The organism is Rhodopseudomonas sp. P2A-2r (genome assembly GCF_026015985.1).
Lineage (GTDB): Bacteria > Pseudomonadota > Alphaproteobacteria > Rhizobiales > Xanthobacteraceae > Tardiphaga.
In genome coordinates, this window is record NZ_CP110389.1 from 215,586 (window position 1) to 237,695 (window position 22,110).

Below are 22,110 nucleotides of genomic sequence, written 5' to 3' on the forward strand. Positions count from 1 at the left end.
TGTCGTCCCCGCGCAGGCGGGGATCCCTAACCACTGTCGATGAAGCTGAAACTACGAGTTGGGTGTCCAGCTATGTCTCCAGCGTGTATGGGTCCCCGCCTGCGCGGGGACGACGTGGCGAATGTGTCAGTAGATCACCGGCTCCTTCACCGGGGCGCCAAAGTCCGTCTTGAGAAAATCGAAGTCGCAGCCTTCGTTGGCCTGCTGGATATGTTTGGTGAACATCCAGCCATAGCCGCGCTCGTAGTTGCGCTCCGGCGCCGTCCACGCGGCGCGACGCTTCGCCATTTCTTCGTCGGAGATGTCGAGGTTGATGGTGCGGGCATCGACGTCCAGCGTGATCATGTCGCCATTCTCGACCAGTGCCAGCGGCCCGCCGATGAAGGCTTCCGGCGCCACATGCAGGATGCAGGCGCCGTAGCTGGTGCCGCTCATGCGGGCGTCAGAGAGGCGCACCATGTCGCGCACGCCCTGCTTCACCAGTTTTTTGGGGATCGGCAGCATCCCCCATTCCGGCATGCCCGGCCCGCCCTGCGGCCCGGCATTGCGCAGGATCAGCACGTGGTCGGCGGTGACGTCGAGATTCTCGTCGTCGGTGGCCTTCTTCATGCTGGGATAGTCGTCGAACACCAGCGCCGGGCCGGTATGCTTGAGAAAGCGCGGCTCGCAGGCCGACGGCTTGATCACGCAGCCGTCGGGCGCCAGGTTGCCCTTGAGTACGGCGAGCGCACCCTCGGCGTAGATCGCCTTGTCGACGGTGCGGATGACGTCGTCGTTGTAGACTTCGGCATCGGCGATGTTTTCGCCCAGCGTCTTGCCGGTGACGGTCATGACGTCGAGATGCAGATGCTCCTTGATGCGGCTCATCAACGCCGGCAGGCCGCCCGCGTAGTAGAAGTCTTCCATCAGGTACTTGTCGCCGGAGGGGCGGACGTTGGCGATGACAGGCACCTTGCGGGAGGCGATCTCGAAATCGTCGAGGCCGATGTCCTGTCCGGCGCGGCGCGCCTGGGCGATGAGATGGATGATGGCATTGGTGGAGCAGCCCATGGCCATGGCCACGGTGATGGCGTTCTCGAACGCCTTGCGCGTTTGAATTTTGTTGGGTGTGAGATCCTCCCACACCATGTCGACGATGCGGCGGCCGCATTCGCTGGCCATGCGGATGTGGCCGGCATCGGCGGCGGGGATCGACGAGGCGCCGGGCAGGGTCATGCCGATGGATTCCGCGATCGCGGTCATCGTCGACGCGGTGCCCATGGTCATGCAGGTGCCGTAACTGCGGGCGATGCCGCCTTCGACCTCGACCCATTCCTTGTCGGAAATCTTGCCGGCGCGGCGCTCATCCCAGTACTTCCAGGCGTCGGAGCCGGAGCCGAGAACCTTGCCCTTCCAGTTGCCGCGCAGCATCGGACCGGCCGGGAGATAGATCGCGGGATAGCCGGCGCTGGTGGCACCGAGCAGCAGGCCCGGCGTGGTCTTGTCGCAGCCGCCCATCAGCACCACGCCATCCACGGGGTGCCCGCGCAAAGTTCCTCGGCGTCCATCGCCAGCATGTTGCGGTAGAGCATGGTGGTCGGCTTGAGGAAGGATTCCGACAGCGACAGCGCCGGCAATTCCATCGGGAAGCCGCCGGCCATCAGGATGCCGCGCTTGACGTCATCGACCCTGGTCTTGAAGTGCATGTGGCAGGGCTGCGCATCCGACCATGTGTTGAGGATGGCGATGACCGGACGGCCCTTCCACTCCTCGGGCGCATAACCTTGCTGCATCGCACGCGAGCGATGACCGAAGGCGCGCAGATCGTCGGGCGCAAACCAGCGCGCGCTGCGGAGCTGGTCGGGAGTCTTCTTACGGTCGGTCATGAAAGCATCCTTCGTAGGATGGGTTGAGCCCTTGCGAAACCCATCGCTCTCTTCTCAAATTCCTGATGGGTTTCGCAAAAAGTTCTACCCATCCCACCGATTCAGGTCTGGAGACCCCATTTTTGCAAGGTGTTGCGCTCGATCGTGCGGAAGATCAGGTTTTCCACGATCAGGCCGATCACGATCACGGTCAACAACCCGGCGAAGACCGCGGGAATATCGAGCAGGTTACGGTTCTCGAAGATGAACCAGCCGAGCCCGCCCTGTCCCGACGACACACCGAACACCAGTTCGGCGGCAATCAAGGTGCGCCAGGCGAAGGCCCAGCCGATCTTCAGACCGGTGAGGATCGAGCCGAACGCCGCGGGAATCAGAATGCGCGCCACATAGGGCAGACCGCGCAGGCCGTAGTTGCGGCCGACCATGCGCAACGTGTTCGACACGCTCTTGAAGCCGGAATGGGTGTTGAGCGCCACCGGCCACAGCACCGAATGGATCAGCACGAACACTAGGCTGCCATTGCCGAGGCCGAACCAGATCAGCGCCAGCGGCAGCAGCGCGATCGCCGGCAGCGGGTTGAACATCGCGGTCATGGTTTCCAGGAAGTCGGTGCCGATCCGCGTGCTGATCGCCAATACGGTGAACAAAGCGGCCAGCACGATGCCGGCGCCGTAGCCCATGAACAGCACCTTCAGCGACGCCCAGGCCCGCAGCGGGATGGTGCCGTCCTTCACCTTGTCGAACATGGTGATGACGGTGTCGTGGAAGGTCGGGAACAGCAGCGAATTGTCGAGCAGGGTGCCGTAGATCTCCCACACCGCGGCGAGGAAGACGATGATGGCGGCCTTCCGGACGAAGCCGTCATTCCACAGCAGTTCGGGAAGGCTGAGCTTGCGCTCCACCGCCGCCGGATCGGCCGCTGCGACGGCGTCGCTGCGCATCAGGATTCTGGCTTCGCCCATGACGTGATCCTCAGTGCGCGGTTGCGCTGTCGGCGAACAGCAGATCGTGGATCTGCTTTTCAAGGCGGGCGGCACTGCCGTCCTCGCTGGAAACCTTGTCCACGTCGATCACCTCGGCCTTGACCCGGCCGGGATGCGGCGACAGCAGCAGGATGCGGTTGCCGATCTTGATCGCTTCGGCGATCGAATGGGTGACGAACATCACCGTGAACTTCGTCTCTTCCCACAGCTGCAGCAGCTCGTCTTGGCAGGTGCGCCGCGTCAGCGCGTCCAGTGCCGCGAAAGGCTCGTCCATCAGCAGGATGTCCGGCTCCATCGCCATGCCGCGGGCAATGGCGACGCGCTGCTTCATGCCGCCGGACAGAGTATGCGGATAGGAATCGACGACGCGGGTGAGACTGACCTTCTCGATATAGGCGCGGGCGCGGACTTCGGCGTCCTTCCTGTCGAGCTTGCGCGTCATCAGCAGCGGAAACATCACGTTTTCCAGCACCGTCTTCCACGGCAGCAGCTGGTCGAACTCCTGGAAGATCATCATCCGGTCGGCGCCGGGCTCGGTGATCTCCCGGCCGTTGATCCGCATCGTGCCTTCGCTGGGCGTCATGTAGCCGCCGACGGCCTTGAGCAGCGTAGACTTGCCGCAGCCGGACGGCCCCAGCAGTACGAAGCGATCGGAGCGATCAACGCTGAACGAGACCTTCTCCGTCGCGGTGACGACGACGCTGGAGGTCTTGTACCGCAGCGTGACGCCGCTGACATCGAGCAGAGCGGTCATCAGTTGCCCTTGAGATCGGCCGAGGCCGGCAAGTAATAGTCGGTCCAGGCCTTCGGCTGGGTCTTCAGCGTGCCGGTCTTGTACAGATGGGCGGCGAATTTCATGGTGCCCTGCGGCTGCAAATTCCACTCCATCATGCCGGGCTCCTTGAGCCAGGTCAGCAGGTCCTCGACGCTGGTCTTGTCGCCGGTGATCTCCTTGTAGATCTCCACCGAGGTTTTGGTGTCGGAGCGGATCAGGTCCTGCGCTTCCTTGGTGGCATCGCGCACCGCCTGGATGATCTTCGGATTGGCGTCCGCGAATTTGGTGGTGGTGAAGAACTGCGCCTGGCTCAGCGGTCCGCCCATCACGTCCGGCGAGTTTAGCACCACATGAGCGCCGGGCACGTTCTTCATCTCCAGAAAGGTGAAGGGCGGGATCGAGAAGTGGCTGCGCACCTCGTGTTGCGAGTTCGACAGCGCCGCATAGGCATCGGGATGGCCGAGCTGCACGGTGTTGGCATCGAGCTTCGACCACTGGTCGGCACCGAAGGCTTCCGCCGCCGCGATCTGCAGCACGATGGCCTGGGTGGAGATCTTCACGGTCGGCACCGCGATCTTGTCGCCCGGGCCGAAATCCTTGATCGACTTGATATGCGGGTCGCGGCTGATCAGCGTCATCGGCTGCGCCGAGGTGGCGACGATGCCCTTGACGCCGCCCTTGGTGCGATCCCACAGCAGCAACAGATTGCCGGTGCCGGTGTTGAGGATGTCGACGCCGCCGGCGAGCAGCGCATCGGTCTGCGCGCCGCCGCCGGAGAACGTCACCCATTTCGTCGTGATGCCGGGCAGGCCGAGCGCCGCGGCGTGCTTCTCGATCAGCTTCTGTTTTTCCATGATGTGGCTCGGCATGTAGAAAATGCCGGGCTGCCGCGACAGCGCAATCTCGGTCTTCTGCTGCGCCTGGGCCGCAAGGCCCGACAGAACGAGGCCGGCGATTCCGGCCAGACTGGCGCAAATCCGGGTAGTCCTGCTCATAGTGTGCCCTCCCGATACGATGTTCTTGACTGATTAGCTAAAGCACTAATATATTAGTACGTCACTGGCAAGCCGCCATGTGACGAATGGTCCGGCTTCAACATGAACGCGCCCAAGCCAGAGCCCCGTCGCATCGTCCCGCGCGCTGAACGGCTCGACCGTGACCGCCAGGCGGCGCCGCAGGTGTTCGAGCGGCTGCGCAGCATGATCATTTCGCTGGACCTGCCGCCGGGCGCGCCGTTGTCGCGCGCCAGCCTTGCGGCGCAGTTCGGCGTCAGTGCCACGCCGGTGCGCGATGCGCTGATGCGACTGGACGATGAAGGCCTGGTCGAGGTTTTCCCGCAGCACGCGACGGTGGTCAGCCGGATCGACATTTTCCTGGCCCAGCAGGCGCACTTTCTGCGCCAGGCGCTGGAGCTTGAACTGGTGCGGACGCTGGCGCTCGATCACAGCGACGAGCTGGTGCACGACCTCTACCGCATCATTACCCTGCAGCAGCAGTTCAGCGCCGAGGGCAATTTCAAGACCTTCATGGCCGAGGACAACGCCTTCCACCAGCACCTCTATGCCGCCGCGGACCGGCAGGGGCTGTGGGAACTGGTGCGCAGCCGCAGCGGCCATATCGACCGGCTCCGACGGCTGCATCTGCCCTCGCCCGGCAAGGCCGAGGCGATCATGGCCGACCACCGCGCCATCGTCGACGCCATCGCCGCCGGCGATCCCGATGCCGCCCAGGCCATGACGCGGCACCACCTAGCCGGCACGGTCGCCAACGCCGTGGAGATCAGCAAGATGTTTCCGCACTACGTCAATTCGGACTGACGCTTCGTCCCGAAGACCCAGAACAACAAGCCGAAACATCGGCAAACCCAAGGGAGAACGACCATGAATTTCAGACCTACGCGACGCGCCGTCGTGGCCGGCCTTGCCGGCAGCACCGTCGGCTTCGATCTCCGCGCCTTCGCCCAGACATTGAAAATGCCGACCTCGCCGGTGACCCTGAACATCGTCGACGTCGCCGGCAATCTGGCGCTGACCCAAAGTGCCATCGAGGCCTATCGCGACAAAAATCCAAAACTGGTGTCGCGCATCACCTTCTCCAAGGCGCCGGCCCCGGAACTGCCGGGCAAGATCAAGGCGCAGCAGGATGCCAACCGCGTCGACATCGACGGCGTACTGACCGGCATCGACGTGCTGTCCACCGGCGTCGACCAGAAGCTGTGGGTGCCGATCGTCACCGATTATGCCTCGTCGCTGCCGAAGCTCGATGACATCTTCCTGCCCGGCGCCAAGCAGATGCAGGCGCTGGCCGTCAACCAGGGCGTCTGCGTGTCGTTCTGCGAGGCCGGCCCGGTGATGGAATACATGCCCGGCAAGGTGAAGCAGGTGCCTGCCACCGCCGAGGAGCTGCTGGCTTGGGCCAAGGCCAATCCGAACAAGTTCATGTATGCGCGCCCGGCCAATTCCGGCCCGGCCCGCGTCTTCATGATGGGCCTGCCCTATATTCTCGGCGACAAGGACCCGTCCGATCCGGAGAAGGGCTGGGACAAGACCTGGGCTTTCCTGAAGGAACTCGGCCAGTACGTCGAGTACTACCCGACCGGCACCGGCATCGTGATGAAGGAATTCGGCGAGGGCTCGCGCGACATGATCCCGTCGCAGATGGGCTGGGACATCAACCCGCGCGTGCTCGGCATCGTGCCGAAGGAAGCCAAGGTGTTCTTCCTGAAGAACTTCAACTGGATCCTCGACGCGCACTACCTGTGCATCCCGCGCGGCGTGTCGCCGGAGAAGATGGCGGTGCTGATCGATCTCACCAGCTATCTGCTGAGCAAGGAAGCCCAGGCCACCACCTACGACCTTGGCTATTTCTATCCGGGTCCGTCGGTCAAGGACGTGCCGCTGTCGATGGCGCCGGACGCCAGCCAGAAGGCAATCGCCGAATTCGGCCGGCCGGAATACGCCAAGTTCATCGCCGACAACCCGAAGCAGATTCCGCTGCTGCCGGAGAAGCTGGTCTACGCCTTCCGGCGCTGGGATCAGGAAATCGGCGCCGCGAAGAGCAAGTAGGCCTGCGGCTCTGCGGCAACCCGACACGACGACATCTGCGAAGGCCGCATTCGACCTTCGCAGATGCACTTCATCTCCTGCGCGCGAGTAATTCATGACAAGCGACTTCAAGCAGCTGCGTCTCGAGTCGGTGTGCCGGCGTTTCGGCGCGCCGGGCAGCGCGATCTTCAACGCGCTGGACAATTTCAACATCACCATCGGCCGCGGCGAATTCGTCGCGCTGCTCGGACCTTCCGGCTGCGGCAAGACCACGGCGCTGAACTGCATCGCCGGGCTGATGCCGCTGTCGGAGGGCAGCATCTCCCTCGATGACACCCGCATCGACGTGCTGCCGCCGGAGAAACGCGGCTTCGGCATGGTGTTCCAGAACTACGCGCTGTTCCCACACATGACCGTGCGCAAGAACGTCGCCTTCGGGCTGACCATGCGCGGCGTGCCCAAGGCCGAGACCGATGCGCGCCTCGCCAGGGCGTTCAAGCTGGTGCAGCTCGAGGGCCAGGAGCACAAGCTGCCCGGCCAACTCTCCGGCGGCCAGCAGCAGCGCGTGGCGATCGCCCGCGCCATCGTCATCGAGCCGCCGCTGCTGCTGATGGACGAGCCTTTGTCCAATCTCGACGCCAAGCTGCGGCTGGAAATGCGCTCGGAAATCAAGCGCATCCATCGCGAGCTCGGCCGCACCACGATCTACGTCACCCATGACCAGGACGAGGCGCTGTCGCTGGCCGACCGCATCGTGGTGATGAAGGACGGCAAGATCCAGCAGGTCGGCACGCCGCCGCAAGTCTATGGCGAACCGGCCAATATCCATGTCGCCCGCTTCATGGGCTATCGCAACGTGCTGGAGCTCGACGTCGAGAAGACCGAAGGCGACCGCGTCACCGTCGCCGGCCACGGCCTGCGGCTCACCGGCATCGCCATGCAGCCGCTGACCGGCCCCAAGGTCTATGTGGCGATCCGGCCGGACGAGATCGGTCCGGGCATGAGCGACGCCAACGCCATCGGCGGAAGCGTCACCAATGTGGAGTATTGCGGCCGCGACTCGCTGCTCGACGTCGAGACTGCCGATGGCATCAAGCTGCATGCCCGCGGGCCGGCGACCATGCGACTGGGCGAAACCGTGCAGCTCTCGGTGCCCCCCGAACGGGTGCTGATCTATCCGCGCGAGGCGCAGTCATGAGCGCGCCCTCCTCCTCCGCCACGGCGACGCACGTCCCGCGCACCGACAGGATCGCGCTGCTGGTCGTCCCCGCGGCGCTGCTGATGATCGTGCTGTTCGTCTATCCCTTCCTCTACGGCTTCGTGATCTCGTTCCAGCCCACCAAGGGCGGCGACTGGCTGTCGAACTACACAAAATTCTTTTCCGACAGCCGGCAATGGCGCACCATCATCACCACCATGCAGCTGGCGCTGCCGGTGACCCTGCTGAACATGGCGCTGGCGCTGCCCATCGCCTTCCGGATGCGCCATAAGAGCAGCTACCGCCGCGTGATCACCACGCTGCTGATCGTGCCGATCACGCTCGGCACCGTGCTGATCGCCGAGGGCATGCTGACTTATTTCGGCCCGCGCGGCTGGCTGTCGCAATTTCTGCAGCTTGTGCACCTGTATGACGGCCCGATCCGCCTGACGCATAATTTCATCGGCGTGTTCATCTCGCTGGTGATCTCGGGCTTTCCCTTCGCCTTCCTGCTGACGCTTTCCTACGTCACCGGCATCGACCCGACGCTGGCGCGCGCCGCGGCGACGCTCGGCGCCAGCCCGTGGGAGCAGTTCCGCCAGATCTATCTGCCGCTGCTGATGCCCGGCCTCGCCATCACCTTCTGCCTGTCGTTCGTGCAGGCCTATTCGGTGTTTCCCTCCGCCGTGCTGGTGGGCGCGCCGTCCGGCTCCACGCGCGTCATCTCGCTCGCGGCCTATGAAGCGGCGTTCGAGGAATACGACTACTCGTATGCTTCGGCGATCGCCATGATCATGGGCTTCACCCAGCTCGCCGTCGTGCTGGCGGTGTCGTCGACGCGCAACTTCTTCTATCGTGGCCCCGCCAGCAGCGGGAAAGGCTAGTCTTATGGCACGTATTCTCGCCCGCGCCTGGAACGGCCTGCTGCTCGGTCTGATGACGTTCTTCGTCATCAACATCGCCCTGATGGTGGCGGCGGTGATGACCAACTCCTTCGCCACCCGCTGGCTCGGCACCTGGCTGCCCGAAGGCTACACCACCAAATGGTATTTCTCAGCCTGGAAGGAATTCCAGCTGTACGACATCCTCATCGTCACCCTGCAGGTGGTGTTCGCGGTGGTGGCGCTGTCGATCGTGATCGGCGTGCCGGCGGCCTATGTGCTGGCGCGCCGCGAATTCACCGGCAAGAAGGCGGTGATGCTGCTGTTCCTGCTGCCGCTGGTGATCCCGCCGATCACCTACGGCATCCCGTTCGCAACGGTGATGTACAAGGCGCATCTCGCCGGCACGCTGTGGGGCGTGATCCTCGCCAACCTGGTGCCGGCGCTGCCCTTTGTGATCCTGATCATGGTGCCGTTCATCGAGCAGATCGACCAGAACCTGGAATCGGCGGCGCGGGTGTTCGGCGCCAACACGCTCAAGATCTTCTGGTACGTGCTGGCGCCGCTGCTGCTGCCCGGCATTCTGGCGTCGTCGCTGCTGGTGATGGTGCGGACCATCGCGATGTTCGAGCTGACCTTCCTCACCGCCGGTCCGGACTCGCAGACGCTGGTGGTGGCGCTGTACTACGCGGTGTTCGCCGCCGGCGTCCGCGCCCCGCAATCGGTCGACGCCATGGCCATCGTCTACATGGTGGTGACGCTGGTCTGGCTCCTGATCGCCATGCGCTTCGTCGATCCAACGCAACTTGTCAGCCGCGTCAAGGAAGCGCCGCGGACGAGCTGAGGTCGTCGTTGCCACGCCACGCCCGGTGGCGTGGCTGCCGATGCGACAGGCGGCGAAGCCGGCTGGCGGAGGCCGGAACCTCGTGGTGCGTCCTCGCAGCTGATCGTGAGCACCACCGGCGCCAAAGCATCCATGACGCTCAACCGCAGTTGCGAACGCGCCTGTCGGCAAAGCGCGGCGATTCCCGGAATGCCTGGGCGAGTGGGGAAGACGCGGATGGTATCCGGCGGCTCGGGCGCTTCGGGCTGCTGACTGAATGTCGGAGGAAAATGCTGACAGAGGCCGCGGCCTTCGGCGCCTCACTCTGCGCCGGCCGGCAAAGGCCCACGGGATCTCCGGCGCGCACGCGCAGGCCGGTCGCGGCAAGCCGCTGATCTCGCTTATTCTCTTTTAAGTCAATGACTTAAAAGGGGGAATGGTGCCCAGGAAAGGACTCGAACCTTCACAGCCGTTAAGCTACTGGCACCTGAAGCCAGCGCGTCTACCAATTCCGCCACCTGGGCCGACGCGCGGTTAGTACGGACCGGTTACACGATTGTCAAATTGCTTTCGCGGTTCAAATCCGCTGTACAGCGCAACCGTCATGGCGTATCGCGAAAGTGCCTCTTCAAACCCGTTTTGCGCCGCACCACCGACCCCGAGGAACCCCGCCATGACCGCCCCCATCGATACCCTCGTCACGGTTTTCGGCGGCTCGGGCTTTCTCGGCCGCCATGTGGTCCGGGCGCTGGTGAAGCGCGATTACCGGGTCCGGGTGGCCGTGCGCCGGCCGGAACTCGCCGGCCACCTGCAGCCGCTCGGCAAGGTCGGCCAGATCCATGCCGTGCAGGCCAATCTGCGCTACCCGGCCTCGGTGACCGCGGCGATGCGCGACGCCAGCATCGTGGTCAATCTTTGCGGCATCCTGACCGAATCAGGCGCGCAGCGCTTCGACGCCGTGCAGGCGCAGGGCGCCAGGACCATTGCCGAGGGCGCGAAGGCGATCGGGGCCCGCATGGTCCATGTCTCGGCGATCGGCGCCGACGCCAATTCCGAATCCGCCTATGCCCGCGCCAAGGCCGCCGGCGAGGCCGCGGTGCTGGAAGCGGTGCCCAATGCAACGATCCTGCGGCCCTCGGTGGTGTTCGGCCCCGAGGACCAGTTCACCAACCGATTCGCCACCTTGGCCCGGATGGCGCCGGTGATGCCGGTGTTCGGCGCGGATACGAAAATGCAGCCGGTCTATGTGGGCGACGTCGCCACCGCCGTGGCCGACGCCGTCGACGGCAAGACGGTGCCTGGCGCCACCTACGAGCTGGGCGGCCCGGAAGTGCTGACCATGCGCGAGATCGTCGAGATCATCCTGGCCACCATCGAGCGCAAGCGCATGCTGGTGCCGGTGCCGTTCGGCATCGCCAAAATGAAGGCCATGTTCCTGCAGTTCGCACCGGGCGCCTTCAAGCTGACGCCGGACCAGGTGGCGCTGCTGCGAACCGACAATGTGGTGTCGGACGCCGCCAAGGCGGCCGGGCTGACGCTGGACGGCCTCGGCATTGCAGCCGATTCGCTGGAAGCGATCGCCCCGCAATATCTCTGGCGCTTCCGCGCCACCGGCCAGTTCGCCCATAACGGTGTGAACTAAGAATCCCTTGTCCCGGGCGCGCCGCAGCACGGAGTGCTGCTGCGCAGAACCGGGACCGTACCAAATGCCGGAGCCCGACGCGGCCCCGGCTCTGCGAAGCAATACTTCGTATTGCATCGCGTCCGGGGCATGGATCCCTCGAAAGCCCCTACCGCCCCAGTGCCAGCGCCAGCAGGCCGACGGTGCCGACGACCACCCGCCACCAGGCGAACAGCACGAAGCCGTGCCGGGTGACGTAAGTGAGGAATGCCTTCACCACGATGATGGCGGTGATGAACGACACCGCGAAGCCGATGGCGATCAGATAGCCGTGATCCATCGTCATCTCGCCGCGGCTCTTGTAGAGGTCGTAGACGAAGGCGCCGACCATGGTCGGGATCGCCAGGAAGAACGAGAACTCGGCCGACGCGCGCTTGTCGGCGCCGAGCAGCATGGCGCCGACGATGGTGGCGCCGGAGCGCGACACGCCGGGGATCATGGCCAGGCACTGCGCGCAGCCGATCTTGAAATACATGGGCAGCGAGAAGGTGGTGGCGTCGTCATAGACGGGATCGAGATCGAGCTGGTCGATCCACAGCAGAATCGCGCCGCCGACGATCAGCGAGAAGCAGACCACCCAGGGATTGAACAGATAGAGCTTGATATAGCTGCCAACCGCCGCGCCGATCACCGCTGCCGGCAGGAACGCGACCAGCACGCCGATCACGAAGCGCCGCGCCGCGGGATCGGTGAACATGTTCAGCGCGATATGCCACAACTTGCCGAAATACAGCGCGACGATGGCGAGAATGGCGCCGAGCTGGATCAGGATCGCAAAGCTCTTCCAGAACGGGCCCTCGCCCAGATCGAAGAAGCGCTCCGCCAGCAGCAAATGGCCGGTGGATGATACCGGAAGGAACTCGGTCACGCCCTCGACGATGCCGAGGATGATCGCCCGTATTACATCAGACATCATGGATTTTATACGTCCTTGCTCGGCCCCGGCCTGAAAAAGCCGGGTTCTTCTCGCCTATTCGGTCCATTGCCGCAATCGCAAAAACACTGAAATGGCACCTTGCCTCCATCGTTCGCTTCGCTAGTTTGCGCGTTCCCGCCGCATGGCTGGTGCTCCCCCATTGAGACGTTTTGTTAACGATCGCATCCCTATCAAGGCCTTCATGTTCACGCTCTACCATCACTCGTTCTGTCCGCAGTCGCGCTTCGTCCGTCTCATCGTCGGCGAATACGGCCTTGACCTGCGCCTGGTGGAGGAACGCACATGGGAGCGGCGGGAAGCGTTTCTGGTGCTGAATCCCGCAGGCAATACGCCGGTGCTGGTCACCGATGGTTTTCCGCCGATTCCCGGCGCCGGTATCATCGCCGAATATCTCGACGAGGCCCATGGTCCTGCGATGGGCGACCGCCGGCTGCTGCCGGTGGCAATGGCCGAGCGCATCGAGGTGCGCCGGCTGATGGCGTGGTTCAACGAAAAGTTCTTCGAGGAGGCCTCCGGCCCTCTGGTCAACGAGCGCATCTACAAGCGCTTCATGAGCGAGGATGTCGGCGGCGGCGCGCCGTCCATGGACGTGATCCGCGCCGCCACCGCCAATGTGCGCTATCATCTGGCCTATATCGGCTGGCTGGCGCGCACGCGGAACTTTCTCGCCGGCGACCGGCTCAGCTATGCGGACCTGGTCGCGGCCGCGCATCTGTCGGCGATCGACTATCTGGGCGACGTGCCATGGAGCGAGGACGACGCGGCAAAGGCGTGGTACGCGCGGGTGAAATCCCGCCCGTCATTCCGTCCTCTGCTCAGCGAATGGCTGGCCGGCGTCCCGGCGTCGCGCACTTATGTGGATCTGGATTTCTGAACTCATCTCTCGTGCCTCGGACGCGGCGTAGTGCGCTGCTGATCCGGGGCCCCGGTCACTCAACAGACCGGGATCCCGGATCTGCGCAGCACCGTTTCGGACGATGCTGCGCATCGTCACTCACGTCGCAGCGCGTCCGGGAAACAGGAGCGGCTTCGTGATGGACGTCGCTGCGCCGTCACTCAAAGACGCGCTCACCGGTGAGGCCCGCGCGCTCGGCTTCGACGCCATCGGCATCGCCGACCCCGGCGCCATCGCCGGCGTGCGCGAAAAGCTCGAGGCGTTTCTTGCGTCCGGTGCCCATGGGGAGATGGCGTGGCTCGCCGACCCGCGCCGCGGCGACCCGCGGGTGATGTGGCCCGACGTCCGCTCGGTGATCATGCTCGGCGTCAACTACGGCCCCGATGAGAATCCGCTGGCAATTCTCGCGCAACGGTCGCATGCGGCGATCTCGGTCTATGCCAAGGGCGACGACTATCACGACCTGATCAAGAAGCGCCTGAAGGCGCTGGCGCGCTGGCTGATCGCGCAGGCGGGTGGCGACGTGAAGGTGTTCGTCGACACGGCCGCGGTGATGGAAAAGCCGCTGGCGCAGGCGTCGGGGCTTGGCTGGCAGGGCAAGCACACCAACCTCGTCTCGCGCGAATTCGGCTCGTGGCTGTTTCTCGGCGCCATCTTCACCACGCTGGAATTGCCGCGCGATGCGGCCGAGCGCGATCACTGCGGCTCGTGTCAGGCCTGCCTCGACATCTGCCCGACCGCGGCGTTTCCGGCGCCTTACCAGCTCGATGCGCGGCGCTGCATCTCCTACCTCACCATCGAGAACAAGGGCCCGATCCCGCACAAATTCCGCAAGAGCATGGGCAACCGCATCTATGGTTGCGACGACTGCCTGGCAGCGTGCCCGTGGAACAAGTTCGCGCAGGAAGGCCGCGAGATAAAGCTGGCCGCGCGCGACGAACTGCGCGCGCCGTCGCTGGCAAAGTTATCGCGTCTCGACGATGCGCAGTTTCGCTCGCTGTTCACCAAGTCACCGGTGAAGCGCATCGGGCGCGACCGGTTTTTGCGCAACGTGCTGATCGCTATCGGCAACTCCGGCGATGCGACATTGATCGTCGAGGCGCAGCGATTGCTCTCGGACGACAGCGCACTGGTGCGCGGCGCCGCGGTGTGGGCGCTGGCGCAGCTGATGGACGTGAATGCATTTCACGCGCTCAAATCAAAGCACCACGGCGTAGAAGGCGACGATAGCGTTGGCGCGGAATGGCGCGACGCGATCGCGTAGGATGGGTGGAGCGCAGCGATACCCATCATCTCGTACTCACAAACGTTCCGGCTCGTCATGGCTGGAGCCATGGCGGCGGTGACAATCGAAAAATCTTCGTTGAGGCGGGCACGCGATGGGTATCGCTGCGCTCCACCCATCCTACGACCTCGCAATGACGACCGAGGGCGCTACCCCTCCACCAGTTCCTCCACCGCCGCGATGATGCGCGCGAGATCCTGCGGTCGCGACAGCCGGTGGTCGCCGTCGGGGATCATGGTGAGCACCACATCTTCGCCGGGCAGCCGGTGCGCCAGCGCGAAGGCGTGCTGCCAGGGCACGTCGGGGTCCTGCCGGCCCTGCAGGATGCGGACCGGGCAGCCGAGCTCGATGCTGCCGCCGAGCAGCAGATGGTTGCGGCCCTCCTCGATCAGCCGCCTGGTGATCGGATAGGGCTCGCCATACTCCGACGGCCGCATCCACACGCCCTTGGTCTCGATCTCCTGCCGGATCGCCGGCGAAAAGCCCTTCCACATCAGCTCCTCGGTGAAATCCGGCGCCGGCGCGATCAGAACCAGGCCCTTCAGGGTGGCGCGGCCGATGCTGCCCCGCCGGGCCAGCGTGCGCGCCAGCAGCAGCGCCATCCAGCCGCCCATGGACGAGCCTATCACCACCTGCGGGCCCTCGCAGAAGGCGTCGAACACCGCAAGGCTGTCCTCAAGCCAGCGGCCGATGGTGCCGTCGACAAAGGCGCCGCCGGATTCGCCGTGGCCGGAATAATCGAAGCGCACACAGGCGCGGCCGTGCTCGGCGGCCCAGGCGTCCAGCGCCACCGCCTTGCCGCCCTGCATGTCGGACTTGAAGCCGCTCATCCACAACAGGCCGGGCGCGCCACCGGCGCGGGCGCGCACCGCGATGTCGCGGCGGTCGGGGCCGCTGCCGACCGGCAGGAAGGTCGGGGCGGCCGCTTTGGTATTGCTCATGGATCACTCGCTCGGTTCGGCCTGCTATTTGATTGAGCAGATGGCCGGCGTCAACGCACCTTGCTGCAGTGCGTCAGTACCGCGGACGCTTGCGGAACCGGCATTGGCACTCTATGTGGTCCCGGTCTGCCGTGTCAGGCCTAGGGGCACCCCGGCCCCGCCGACAGCCGCGACCGAAACGCCTCGTATTTGAGGCTTTTTGGCACGCGGCGCGTGAGTTTGCTTGCTCGCACGGCCTTATTCCTTCACACTGCCGCCTTCGCAAACAATATTGGAGAGTCACCCATTCGCCGTCCCAACAGAGCCCCGCCCGCCGCAACCAAAGACGGGCCGCGCACCAACGATGAAATCCGCAACGCCCAGGTCCAGCTGATCGATCAGACTGGCCTCAATCACGGCACTGTCGAAACGGCGACTGCTGTGAAGATGGCGATGGAAGCCGGCATGGATCTGGTCGAGATTTCGCCCAATACCAGCCCGCCCGTCTGCAAGATCATGGACTACGGCAAGTTCAAGTATTCGGCCCAGAAAAAGGCCGCCGAAGCCCGCAAGAAGCAGAAGATCGTCGAAATCAAGGAGATCAAGCTCCGCCCGATGATCGACGACCACGACTACGAAGTGAAGATGCGCGCCATGCAGCGCTTTTTCGAAGAAGGCGACAAGGTCAAGATCACCCTGCGCTATCGCGGCCGTGAAATGGCCCATCAGGAAATCGGCACCAAGCTGCTGGACAAGGTGAAGGCGGACGTCGCCGAATACGCCAAGGTCGAGCAGGACGCCCGCTTCGAAGGCCGCCAGGTCGTCATGGTTCTGGCGCCGCGCTGATCGCCTTGCGATCCGCAGCGACTGAAAGATTTCGGCCCGTCAGTTTCTGGCGGGCCTTTTTCTTGGGGGAGACTTGTCGTTCCGGGCGCGAGGGCGAAGCCAGAGCGAATCCGGAATGAGCTTGAGGATCAGCTCGCGCGCACGGCTTCCCAGCGCCCGCTGCACGCCGTGGTGGCGGATTTGCCGCTCCACTGGCCGGTGCCGGAATCGCCGGTCAGCTTGCCGGTCGCATCGGCGCGTTGATCGCCACGGGCGATCGAGACCTTGACGGTCCCTGCGTCGGCGACATTGCCGGCAATGGTAAAGCTGCCGTCGCCATTATAGCTGACGACACCGCCGGACACCTTGACCGGATAGGAGTAGGCCGGATCGCAGTTGCCGGTCTGGGTGATGATGGTGACCTTCCAAGTGCCGTCATGGGAGGCCCCGGCATGGGCGGCGCCAGCCAGCGCGATCGCCGCGGCGACGCCAGCGGCGGCGAACAGCCACTTCAACGTGGTGAGCGCCTTGGCGTCCTGCTTGATTGCGATTGCTTTGGCTTGTTTCCTGGAGTTCCCGGTCATGTCACGTCCCATGCAGTTGCTTATCGTCGAGCAACACATAGTGAGGCGCATCTGTTCCTGCCACTGTGGCACACCCGCGCAACAAGCATTCCTGCAATGAAGGCCGCGTGTCAGCTGCGTGTGGCCTGCCACGATCCGCTACAGCGATCGCCGGAAATGATCCCGCTCCAGTGTCCCGCGCCGGAATTGCCGTTCAGCTGGCCGGAGCCGCTGGCCTTCGATGCGCCGACCGAGATCCGGACGGCAACGACCCCGCTGCGGCCAAGACCGCCGGTGACCTTGCCACCGCCGGCCGAGGACACCCGGCGGCCCGCCACGTTGAACGGCACGCTGTAGCCGGAGCTGCAATTACCGGCCGTGGTGGCGAAAACCACGTTCAGACACCATCATAGCGGGCGGCGGCGGCCGGGGCCGTATACCGTCGGCAGCGCCAACAGCGCGACGAGGGCCATCGATCGGGGTGAAACAGGCATGTCGATCCGTTGATTGGAGGGGCGATCCCGGTTGGTTGGCGGTGAAGCCTTTGCGTTCAACCGCGGCGTCCCGAATCCGGATAAAATCGCACGCAGCATCCTCCGACCGGCTGCAAGCACCATTTCTGGCGTTAATCGTTGCCAATTCGCGCTTCCTCTGCCATAAGCCCAACCTTCATCGTCCGGCTGATCAAGGGCTGCCGTGGCGATGCCGTGCTGACTTCTTCCGTGAGGCAAAAAGTCGAGCACTTTCAACGCTCTAGCGAGCATTTTAGCCGGCGCAGCGCCCCACGGGGCGCATGAGGCGTGCGGGCCATAGGAGAGCCAAATGCCCAAGCTGAAGACCAAGTCGGGCGCCAAAAAGCGCTTCAAAGTGACCGGAACAGGCAAAGTGATGTCGGCGCATGCCGGCAAGCGCCACGGAATGATCAAGCGGACGAAGAAGCAGATTCGTCAGCTCCGCGGCACCCGCGTGCTGTTCAAGACCGACGGCGACAACATCAAGAAGTATTTCTTGCCGAACGCCTGACGTTAGCCGCGTCATCACGGCCGCGTTCGCGCGGCATTCTGTTTCCCATTTTGAACTGAAGGAGATCAGTCATGGCTCGCGTCAAACGCGGTGTGACGGCTCACGCCAAGCACAAGAAAGTCTACAAGGCCGCCAAGGGTTTCCGTGGCCGCCGCAAGAACACCATTCGCACCGCCAAGGCGGCAGTCGAAAAGGCCGGCCAGTACGCCTTCCGCGACCGCAAGCGCAAGAAGCGCACGTTCCGCGCTCTGTGGATCCAGCGCCTCAACGCCGCCGTGCGTCCGCTCGGCATGACCTACAGCGTGTTTATCAACGGCCTCGCCAAGTCCGGCGTGACGGTCGACCGCAAGGTGCTCTCCGATCTCGCGATCAACGAGCCCGCGGTGTTCAACGCGATTGCCGAAAAGGCCAAGGCCGCTCTCGCAGCCTGAGCTTTCCGCTTCCCGCGGTTTCCTCGACATTGTCATGGCCGGGCAGAAGCGTTCACACGCTCCTGTCCCGGCCATTGACGTCTTAATCCCTGGTAGACGCGTGCTGTAAACCTTGCGTCCTCGACGGTCCGTCGAGCCCGCAGGCGGCGAGAGGCTCTTGCCTCTCTTATCGAGGTTGCTCATGTCCGATCTGACGACGCTTCAACAGACCATTCTGGCCGATATCGCCGCGGCCTCCGACGAAGCCGTCATCGAGGCGGTGCGCGTCGGCGCGCTCGGCAAGAAGGGCTCGATCTCCGCTCTGCTCGCGACGCTCGGCAAGATGTCGCCGGAACAGCGCAAGACCGAGGGTGCTGCGATCAACCTCGCCAAGGAGGTCGTGACCCAGGCGCTGACAGCGCGGCGCGATATCCTGAAGAACGCCGCGCTCGATGCGCGGCTGGCCTCCGAGACCATCGACGTCACGCTGCCGCTGCGCGATCCCGCCGCCGAACTGGGCCGCATCCATCCGCTCAGCCAGGTGATGGACGAACTCACCACCATTTTCGCCGACATGGGCTTTGCCATCGCCGAAGGTCCGGACATCGAGATCGACGACTACAATTTCACGCGGCTGAACTTCCCCGAGGGTCATCCGGCCCGCGAGATGCACGACACCTTCTATTTCAATCCGGACTCGGAGGGCGTGCGCAAGCTGCTGCGTACCCACACCTCGCCGGTGCAGGTCCGCACCATGCTGACGCAGGCGCCGCCGATCCGCATCATCTGTCCGGGCCGCACCTATCGCAGCGACTCTGACCAGACGCACACGCCGATGTTCCACCAGGTCGAAGGCCTGGTGATCGACAAGACCGCGCATCTCGGCCACCTCAAATGGATCCTGCACGAGTTCTGCAAGGCATTCTTCGAGGTCGACAACATCAACATGCGGTTCCGGCCGTCGTTCTTCCCGTTCACCGAGCCGTCGCTGGAAGTCGATATCCAGTGCCGCCGCGACAAGGGCGAGATCCGCTTCGGCGAGGGCGAGGACTGGCTGGAGATTCTCGGCTGCGGCATGGTGCATCCCAACGTGCTGCGCGCCTGCGATATCGATCCCGATGTGTACCAGGGGTTTGCCTGGGGCATGGGCATCGACCGCATCGCCATGCTCAAATACGGCATCGGCGATCTCCGCCAGCTGTTCGAGGGCGACGTCCGCTTCCTCAGCCACTACGGCTTCAAGCCGCTCGACGTGCCCAGCCTGGCCGGAGGATTAAGCTCGTGAAATTCTCCCTGTCCTGGCTGAAAGATCATCTCGACACCGACGAGCCCCTCGAAAAGCTCGCCGACAAGCTCACCATGATCGGGCTTGAGGTCGAGCATATCGACGACAAGGCAAAGCTGCTTAAGCCGTTCACGATCGCGCATATCCTGTCGGCCGAGCAGCATCCCAATGCCGACCGCCTGCGGGTGTGCAAGGTCGATACCGGTGACGGCGAACCGCTGCAGATCGTGTGCGGCGCGCCGAATGCGCGTGCGGGGCTGAAGACCGTCCTCGCAAGGCCGGGCACATTCATCCCGGGCAAGGATTTCACCATCGGTCTCGGCAACATCCGCGGCGTCGAGAGTCAGGGCATGATGTGCTCCGCCGGCGAACTCGGACTGCTCGACGCCATCGACGGCATCATCGAACTGCCGGCCGATGCGCCGGTCGGTGAATCCTATGCCGAATGGGCCAAGCTCGGCGATCCCGTGATCGAGATCAATCTCACGCCGAACCGCCAGGACTGCACCGGCGTGCACGGCATTGCGCGCGATCTCGCCGCCGCCGACATGGGCAAGTTCAAGGACCCCGGTATCAAGCAGATCAAGGGCGAATTCCCCTGCCCGGTAAAGGTCACCGTCGAAGACGCCACCCTGTGCCCGGGCTTCGCCCTGCGGCTGGTGCGCGGCGTCAAGAACGGTCCGTCGCCGGACTGGCTGCAAAAGCGGCTGATCTCGATCGGGCTGCGACCCATCAATGCGCTGGTCGACATCACCAACTATCTCACCTTCGATCGCGCCCGGCCGCTGCACGTGTTCGACGCCGCCAAGGTCAAGGGCGACGTCGTGGTGCGCCGTGCCCGCGCCGGCGAGACGCTGCTGGCACTGGACGGCAAGACCTACACGCTCGACGACAAGGCCTGCGTGATATCAGACGACAACGGCGTGGAGTCGCTGGCCGGCATCATGGGCGGCGAGGCTTCCGGCTGCTCGGAAGAGACCACCGACGTGCTGATCGAATCCGCGCTGTGGAACGAGATCAACATCGCCCAGACCGGCCGCCGGCTCGGCATCAACTCCGATGCGCGCTATCGTTTCGAACGCGGCGTCGATCCGGCCTTCATGCTGCCCGGCCTCGAACTCGCGACCAAACTGGTGATGGAATTGTGCGGCGGTACGCCGTCGGAGATCACCGTGGTCGGCAACGCCCATGCCGACGACCGCATCATCGATTTCCCGCTGGCGGAAGTGAAGCGCCTCGCTGCCATCGACGTGCCGATGGTCGAGATGCGGCTGATCCTGACGCGGCTCGGCTTCATGATGGCCGGCACCGGCCCGGTGGTGAAGGTCGCCGTGCCCTCCTGGCGCAGCGATGTGCATGGCAAGGCCGACATCGTCGAGGAGATCATGCGGATCTACGGCGTCGACAAGGTGCCGATGACGCCGTTCGAGCGCGGCGACGCGCCGCGCAAGCCGATCCTGACCCAGATCCAGTCGCGCACCCGCCGCGCCAAACGCGCGCTGGCCGTGCGCGGCATGGTGGAAGCCGTAACCTATTCGTTCATCGCCAAGCCGCATGCCGAACTGTTCGGCGGCGGCAGCGCCGCCCTGGCGCTGGCCAATCCCATCGCGGCGGATCTCTCGGACATGCGGCCCAGCCTGCTGCCGGGCCTGGTCAAAGCTGCGCAGGCCAACGCCGATCGCGGCGTCGCCGATCTCGCGTCGTTCGAGGTCGGACAGATCTTCAAGGGCGACCGCCCGGAGGATCAGTTCATCGCCGCCGCCGGCATCCGTCATGGCCTCGCATCGTCGAAGGGCATGGGACGGCACTGGTCGGGTGCCGCGAACGCCGACGCGCTCGATGCCAAGGCCGATGCCTTCGCGGTACTGGCTGCCGCCGGCGCGCCAATGCAGGCGCTGCAGATCGTCGCCGGGGGTCCGGGCTGGCTTCATCCCGGCCGTTCCGGCACCATCCAGATCGGTCCGCAGAACATTCTCGGCTATTTCGGCGAGCTGCATCCGCGCGCTGCGGAAGCGCTCGGCGCCGTTGGCCCGCTGATGGCGTTCGAGGTGATCCTCGATCGCATCCCCGACGCCAAGGTCAGGGCCACGCGCGCCAAGCCGCTGCTCGAACTGTCGGCGTTCCAGCCGGTGTCGCGCGATTTCGCCTTCATCGTCGATCGCAGCGTCAAGTCCGGCGATCTGGTGCGCGCCGCTGTTGGCGTCGACAAGAAGCTGATCAGCAACGTGACGCTGTTCGACGTCTATGAAGGCAAGGGCGTGGAGGACGGCAAGAAGTCGCTGGCCATCGCCGTGACCATCCAGCCGCGCGAAAAGACCCTGACCGATCAGGAGATCGACGCAATCGGCGCGAAGGTCGTGGCGGAAGTGACGAAGAAGACCGGCGGTACGCTGCGGGCATGAGGCCGGACGATGCGGGACGGTTTTCGGGCGACCTGCCGGACGTGAAAGCGTGACGGCGGGTCTCGTTCAGGATCTTGCTCAGGATCTTTTTCAGAATCTTGGCCTCGCCTCCTACAGCAATGCCTCGCTCATCTGCCTCGTTGTCACCGCCTTCGTGGCCGGCCTCGCCCGCGGGGTTTCCGGTTTCGGCCCGGCGGTGATCTTCATACCGCTGTTCGACGGCGTACTTCGCTAAAGCCAGACAAATACTCTGCCGTCATCCTGAGGTGCTCGCCCGCTTGGGCGAGCCTCGAAGGATGGGTGTCGGAGCGCGCG

At 64.5% G+C, this 22,110-nt stretch carries 21 protein-coding genes, 1 tRNA gene and 1 pseudogene; 14 read left to right on the plus strand and 9 right to left on the minus strand.

From position 1 onward, the window contains the following. Window positions 1-126: 126 nt before the first annotated feature. From araD to ONR75_RS01005, 4 genes and pseudogenes are all read right to left on the minus strand, one after another. Window positions 127-1,772 (minus strand): annotated as a pseudogene (gene araD, locus ONR75_RS00990) (L-arabinonate dehydratase). Between the two features lie 194 nt (window positions 1,773-1,966). Then, a complete protein-coding gene (locus tag ONR75_RS00995) occupies window positions 1,967-2,827 on the minus strand; it encodes an ABC transporter permease (protein ID WP_265081000.1) in 861 nt (286 codons plus the stop codon). 10 nt (window positions 2,828-2,837) lie between these two features. Further along, window positions 2,838-3,602 carry an ABC transporter ATP-binding protein gene (locus ONR75_RS01000; protein WP_265081001.1) on the minus strand — a complete coding sequence of 255 codons (765 nt, stop codon included), beginning with the start codon at window positions 3,600-3,602 and terminating at the stop codon, window positions 2,838-2,840. Then, window positions 3,602-4,618, minus strand: coding sequence for an ABC transporter substrate-binding protein (locus tag ONR75_RS01005; protein WP_265081002.1), 1,017 nt, complete (start codon window positions 4,616-4,618; stop codon window positions 3,602-3,604). The genes ONR75_RS01000 and ONR75_RS01005 overlap by 1 nt, the downstream gene beginning before the upstream one ends. A gap of 102 nt (window positions 4,619-4,720) precedes the next feature. Here ONR75_RS01005 and ONR75_RS01010 point away from each other — a divergent pair, with 102 nt between their 5' ends. The 5 genes from ONR75_RS01010 to ONR75_RS01030 all read left to right on the plus strand — a co-directional run bounded on the left by ONR75_RS01010 (window position 4,721) and on the right by ONR75_RS01030 (window position 9,590). Further along, window positions 4,721-5,440 (plus strand): GntR family transcriptional regulator, encoded by a 720-nt coding sequence (locus tag ONR75_RS01010; protein WP_265081003.1) that lies wholly within the window; start codon window positions 4,721-4,723, stop codon window positions 5,438-5,440. Between the two features lie 63 nt (window positions 5,441-5,503). Continuing rightward, the gene (locus ONR75_RS01015; RefSeq protein ID WP_265081004.1) at window positions 5,504-6,688 is read left to right on the plus strand and encodes an extracellular solute-binding protein; all 1,185 of its coding nucleotides are present in this window, start codon (window positions 5,504-5,506) and stop codon (window positions 6,686-6,688) included. A gap of 94 nt (window positions 6,689-6,782) precedes the next feature. Beyond that, window positions 6,783-7,865, plus strand: coding sequence for an ABC transporter ATP-binding protein (locus ONR75_RS01020; protein WP_265081005.1), 1,083 nt, complete (start codon window positions 6,783-6,785; stop codon window positions 7,863-7,865). After that, window positions 7,862-8,749 (plus strand): ABC transporter permease, encoded by an 888-nt coding sequence (locus tag ONR75_RS01025; protein WP_265081006.1) that lies wholly within the window; start codon window positions 7,862-7,864, stop codon window positions 8,747-8,749. Before ONR75_RS01020 ends, ONR75_RS01025 begins: the two co-directional genes overlap by 4 nt. A 4-nt stretch (window positions 8,750-8,753) precedes the next feature. Then, on the plus strand, window positions 8,754-9,590 hold the full coding sequence (locus ONR75_RS01030; protein ID WP_265081007.1) for an ABC transporter permease: 837 nt from the start codon (window positions 8,754-8,756) through the stop codon (window positions 9,588-9,590). A 416-nt stretch (window positions 9,591-10,006) separates the two neighbouring features. Here the strand turns inward: ONR75_RS01030 and ONR75_RS01035 are convergent. Continuing rightward, window positions 10,007-10,093 (minus strand) — tRNA-Leu (locus ONR75_RS01035). Window positions 10,094-10,242: 149 nt separating this feature from the next. On the opposite strand from ONR75_RS01035, the gene ONR75_RS01040 reads away from it, so the two are divergent. Further along, complete coding sequence (locus ONR75_RS01040) at window positions 10,243-11,211, plus strand: complex I NDUFA9 subunit family protein (RefSeq protein WP_265081008.1); 969 nt, start codon at window positions 10,243-10,245, stop codon at window positions 11,209-11,211. A gap of 148 nt (window positions 11,212-11,359) precedes the next feature. Here ONR75_RS01040 and ONR75_RS01045 read toward each other — a convergent pair whose 3' ends face one another. After that, window positions 11,360-12,166 (minus strand): undecaprenyl-diphosphate phosphatase, encoded by an 807-nt coding sequence (locus tag ONR75_RS01045; RefSeq protein ID WP_265081009.1) that lies wholly within the window; start codon window positions 12,164-12,166, stop codon window positions 11,360-11,362. A 202-nt stretch (window positions 12,167-12,368) separates the two neighbouring features. Between ONR75_RS01045 and ONR75_RS01050 the strand changes: the two genes are divergently transcribed. Together ONR75_RS01050 and queG are read left to right on the plus strand one after the other, a co-directional pair. Continuing rightward, on the plus strand, window positions 12,369-13,061 hold the full coding sequence (locus tag ONR75_RS01050) for a glutathione S-transferase family protein (protein ID WP_265081010.1): 693 nt from the start codon (window positions 12,369-12,371) through the stop codon (window positions 13,059-13,061). Window positions 13,062-13,221: 160 nt separating this feature from the next. Continuing rightward, window positions 13,222-14,346 (plus strand): tRNA epoxyqueuosine(34) reductase QueG, encoded by a 1,125-nt coding sequence (gene queG, locus ONR75_RS01055; RefSeq protein ID WP_265083901.1) that lies wholly within the window; start codon window positions 13,222-13,224, stop codon window positions 14,344-14,346. Between the two features lie 170 nt (window positions 14,347-14,516). On the opposite strand, the gene ONR75_RS01060 is transcribed toward queG, so the two are convergent. After that, window positions 14,517-15,308 (minus strand): alpha/beta hydrolase, encoded by a 792-nt coding sequence (locus ONR75_RS01060; protein WP_265081011.1) that lies wholly within the window; start codon window positions 15,306-15,308, stop codon window positions 14,517-14,519. 285 nt (window positions 15,309-15,593) lie between these two features. On the opposite strand from ONR75_RS01060, the gene infC reads away from it, so the two are divergent. Further along, window positions 15,594-16,133: a translation initiation factor IF-3 gene (gene infC, locus ONR75_RS01065; RefSeq protein WP_265083902.1), complete on the plus strand. Its 540-nt coding sequence runs from the start codon at window positions 15,594-15,596 to the stop codon at window positions 16,131-16,133. 128 nt (window positions 16,134-16,261) lie between these two features. On the opposite strand, the gene ONR75_RS01070 is transcribed toward infC, so the two are convergent. Together ONR75_RS01070 and ONR75_RS01075 are read right to left on the minus strand one after the other, a co-directional pair. Next, window positions 16,262-16,696, minus strand: coding sequence for a hypothetical protein (locus ONR75_RS01070; RefSeq protein WP_265081012.1), 435 nt, complete (start codon window positions 16,694-16,696; stop codon window positions 16,262-16,264). 110 nt (window positions 16,697-16,806) lie between these two features. Next, on the minus strand, window positions 16,807-17,070 hold the full coding sequence (locus ONR75_RS01075; RefSeq protein WP_413776420.1) for a hypothetical protein: 264 nt from the start codon (window positions 17,068-17,070) through the stop codon (window positions 16,807-16,809). Window positions 17,071-17,497: 427 nt separating this feature from the next. Here ONR75_RS01075 and rpmI point away from each other — a divergent pair, with 427 nt between their 5' ends. From rpmI to ONR75_RS01100, 5 genes are all read left to right on the plus strand, one after another. Further along, window positions 17,498-17,698, plus strand: coding sequence for a 50S ribosomal protein L35 (gene rpmI / locus ONR75_RS01080; protein ID WP_044405954.1), 201 nt, complete (start codon window positions 17,498-17,500; stop codon window positions 17,696-17,698). A 71-nt stretch (window positions 17,699-17,769) separates the two neighbouring features. After that, window positions 17,770-18,129 carry a 50S ribosomal protein L20 gene (gene rplT, locus ONR75_RS01085; protein WP_265081013.1) on the plus strand — a complete coding sequence of 120 codons (360 nt, stop codon included), beginning with the start codon at window positions 17,770-17,772 and terminating at the stop codon, window positions 18,127-18,129. Between the two features lie 181 nt (window positions 18,130-18,310). Beyond that, window positions 18,311-19,393: a phenylalanine--tRNA ligase subunit alpha gene (pheS, locus tag ONR75_RS01090; RefSeq protein WP_265081014.1), complete on the plus strand. Its 1,083-nt coding sequence runs from the start codon at window positions 18,311-18,313 to the stop codon at window positions 19,391-19,393. After that, entirely contained in the window at window positions 19,390-21,795 is a 2,406-nt protein-coding gene (gene pheT / locus ONR75_RS01095) for a phenylalanine--tRNA ligase subunit beta (RefSeq protein WP_265081015.1), read from the plus strand. The genes pheS and pheT overlap by 4 nt, the downstream gene beginning before the upstream one ends. Before the next feature lie 49 nt (window positions 21,796-21,844). Then, on the plus strand, window positions 21,845-22,030 hold the full coding sequence (locus ONR75_RS01100) for a hypothetical protein (RefSeq protein ID WP_265081016.1): 186 nt from the start codon (window positions 21,845-21,847) through the stop codon (window positions 22,028-22,030). Window positions 22,031-22,110: the final 80 nt, after the last annotated feature.

Coding starts and splice junctions, on each gene's coding strand:
- ONR75_RS00995 (WP_265081000.1), bottom strand. CDS start 2,827: ATGGGCGAAGCCAGAATCCTGATGCGCAGCGACGCCGTCGCAGCGGCC.
- ONR75_RS01030 (WP_265081007.1), top strand. CDS start 8,754: ATGGCACGTATTCTCGCCCGCGCCTGGAACGGCCTGCTGCTCGGTCTG.
- queG (WP_265083901.1), top strand. CDS start 13,222: ATGGACGTCGCTGCGCCGTCACTCAAAGACGCGCTCACCGGTGAGGCC.
- rplT (WP_265081013.1), top strand. CDS start 17,770: ATGGCTCGCGTCAAACGCGGTGTGACGGCTCACGCCAAGCACAAGAAA.
- ONR75_RS01025 (WP_265081006.1), top strand. CDS start 7,862: ATGAGCGCGCCCTCCTCCTCCGCCACGGCGACGCACGTCCCGCGCACC.
- ONR75_RS01050 (WP_265081010.1), top strand. CDS start 12,369: ATGTTCACGCTCTACCATCACTCGTTCTGTCCGCAGTCGCGCTTCGTC.
- ONR75_RS01020 (WP_265081005.1), top strand. CDS start 6,783: ATGACAAGCGACTTCAAGCAGCTGCGTCTCGAGTCGGTGTGCCGGCGT.
- pheS (WP_265081014.1), top strand. CDS start 18,311: ATGTCCGATCTGACGACGCTTCAACAGACCATTCTGGCCGATATCGCC.
- rpmI (WP_044405954.1), top strand. CDS start 17,498: ATGCCCAAGCTGAAGACCAAGTCGGGCGCCAAAAAGCGCTTCAAAGTG.
- ONR75_RS01040 (WP_265081008.1), top strand. CDS start 10,243: ATGACCGCCCCCATCGATACCCTCGTCACGGTTTTCGGCGGCTCGGGC.
- ONR75_RS01000 (WP_265081001.1), bottom strand. CDS start 3,602: ATGACCGCTCTGCTCGATGTCAGCGGCGTCACGCTGCGGTACAAGACC.
- ONR75_RS01045 (WP_265081009.1), bottom strand. CDS start 12,166: ATGATGTCTGATGTAATACGGGCGATCATCCTCGGCATCGTCGAGGGC.
- ONR75_RS01010 (WP_265081003.1), top strand. CDS start 4,721: ATGAACGCGCCCAAGCCAGAGCCCCGTCGCATCGTCCCGCGCGCTGAA.
- ONR75_RS01070 (WP_265081012.1), bottom strand. CDS start 16,696: ATGACCGGGAACTCCAGGAAACAAGCCAAAGCAATCGCAATCAAGCAG.
- ONR75_RS01005 (WP_265081002.1), bottom strand. CDS start 4,618: ATGAGCAGGACTACCCGGATTTGCGCCAGTCTGGCCGGAATCGCCGGC.
- ONR75_RS01015 (WP_265081004.1), top strand. CDS start 5,504: ATGAATTTCAGACCTACGCGACGCGCCGTCGTGGCCGGCCTTGCCGGC.
- ONR75_RS01060 (WP_265081011.1), bottom strand. CDS start 15,308: ATGAGCAATACCAAAGCGGCCGCCCCGACCTTCCTGCCGGTCGGCAGC.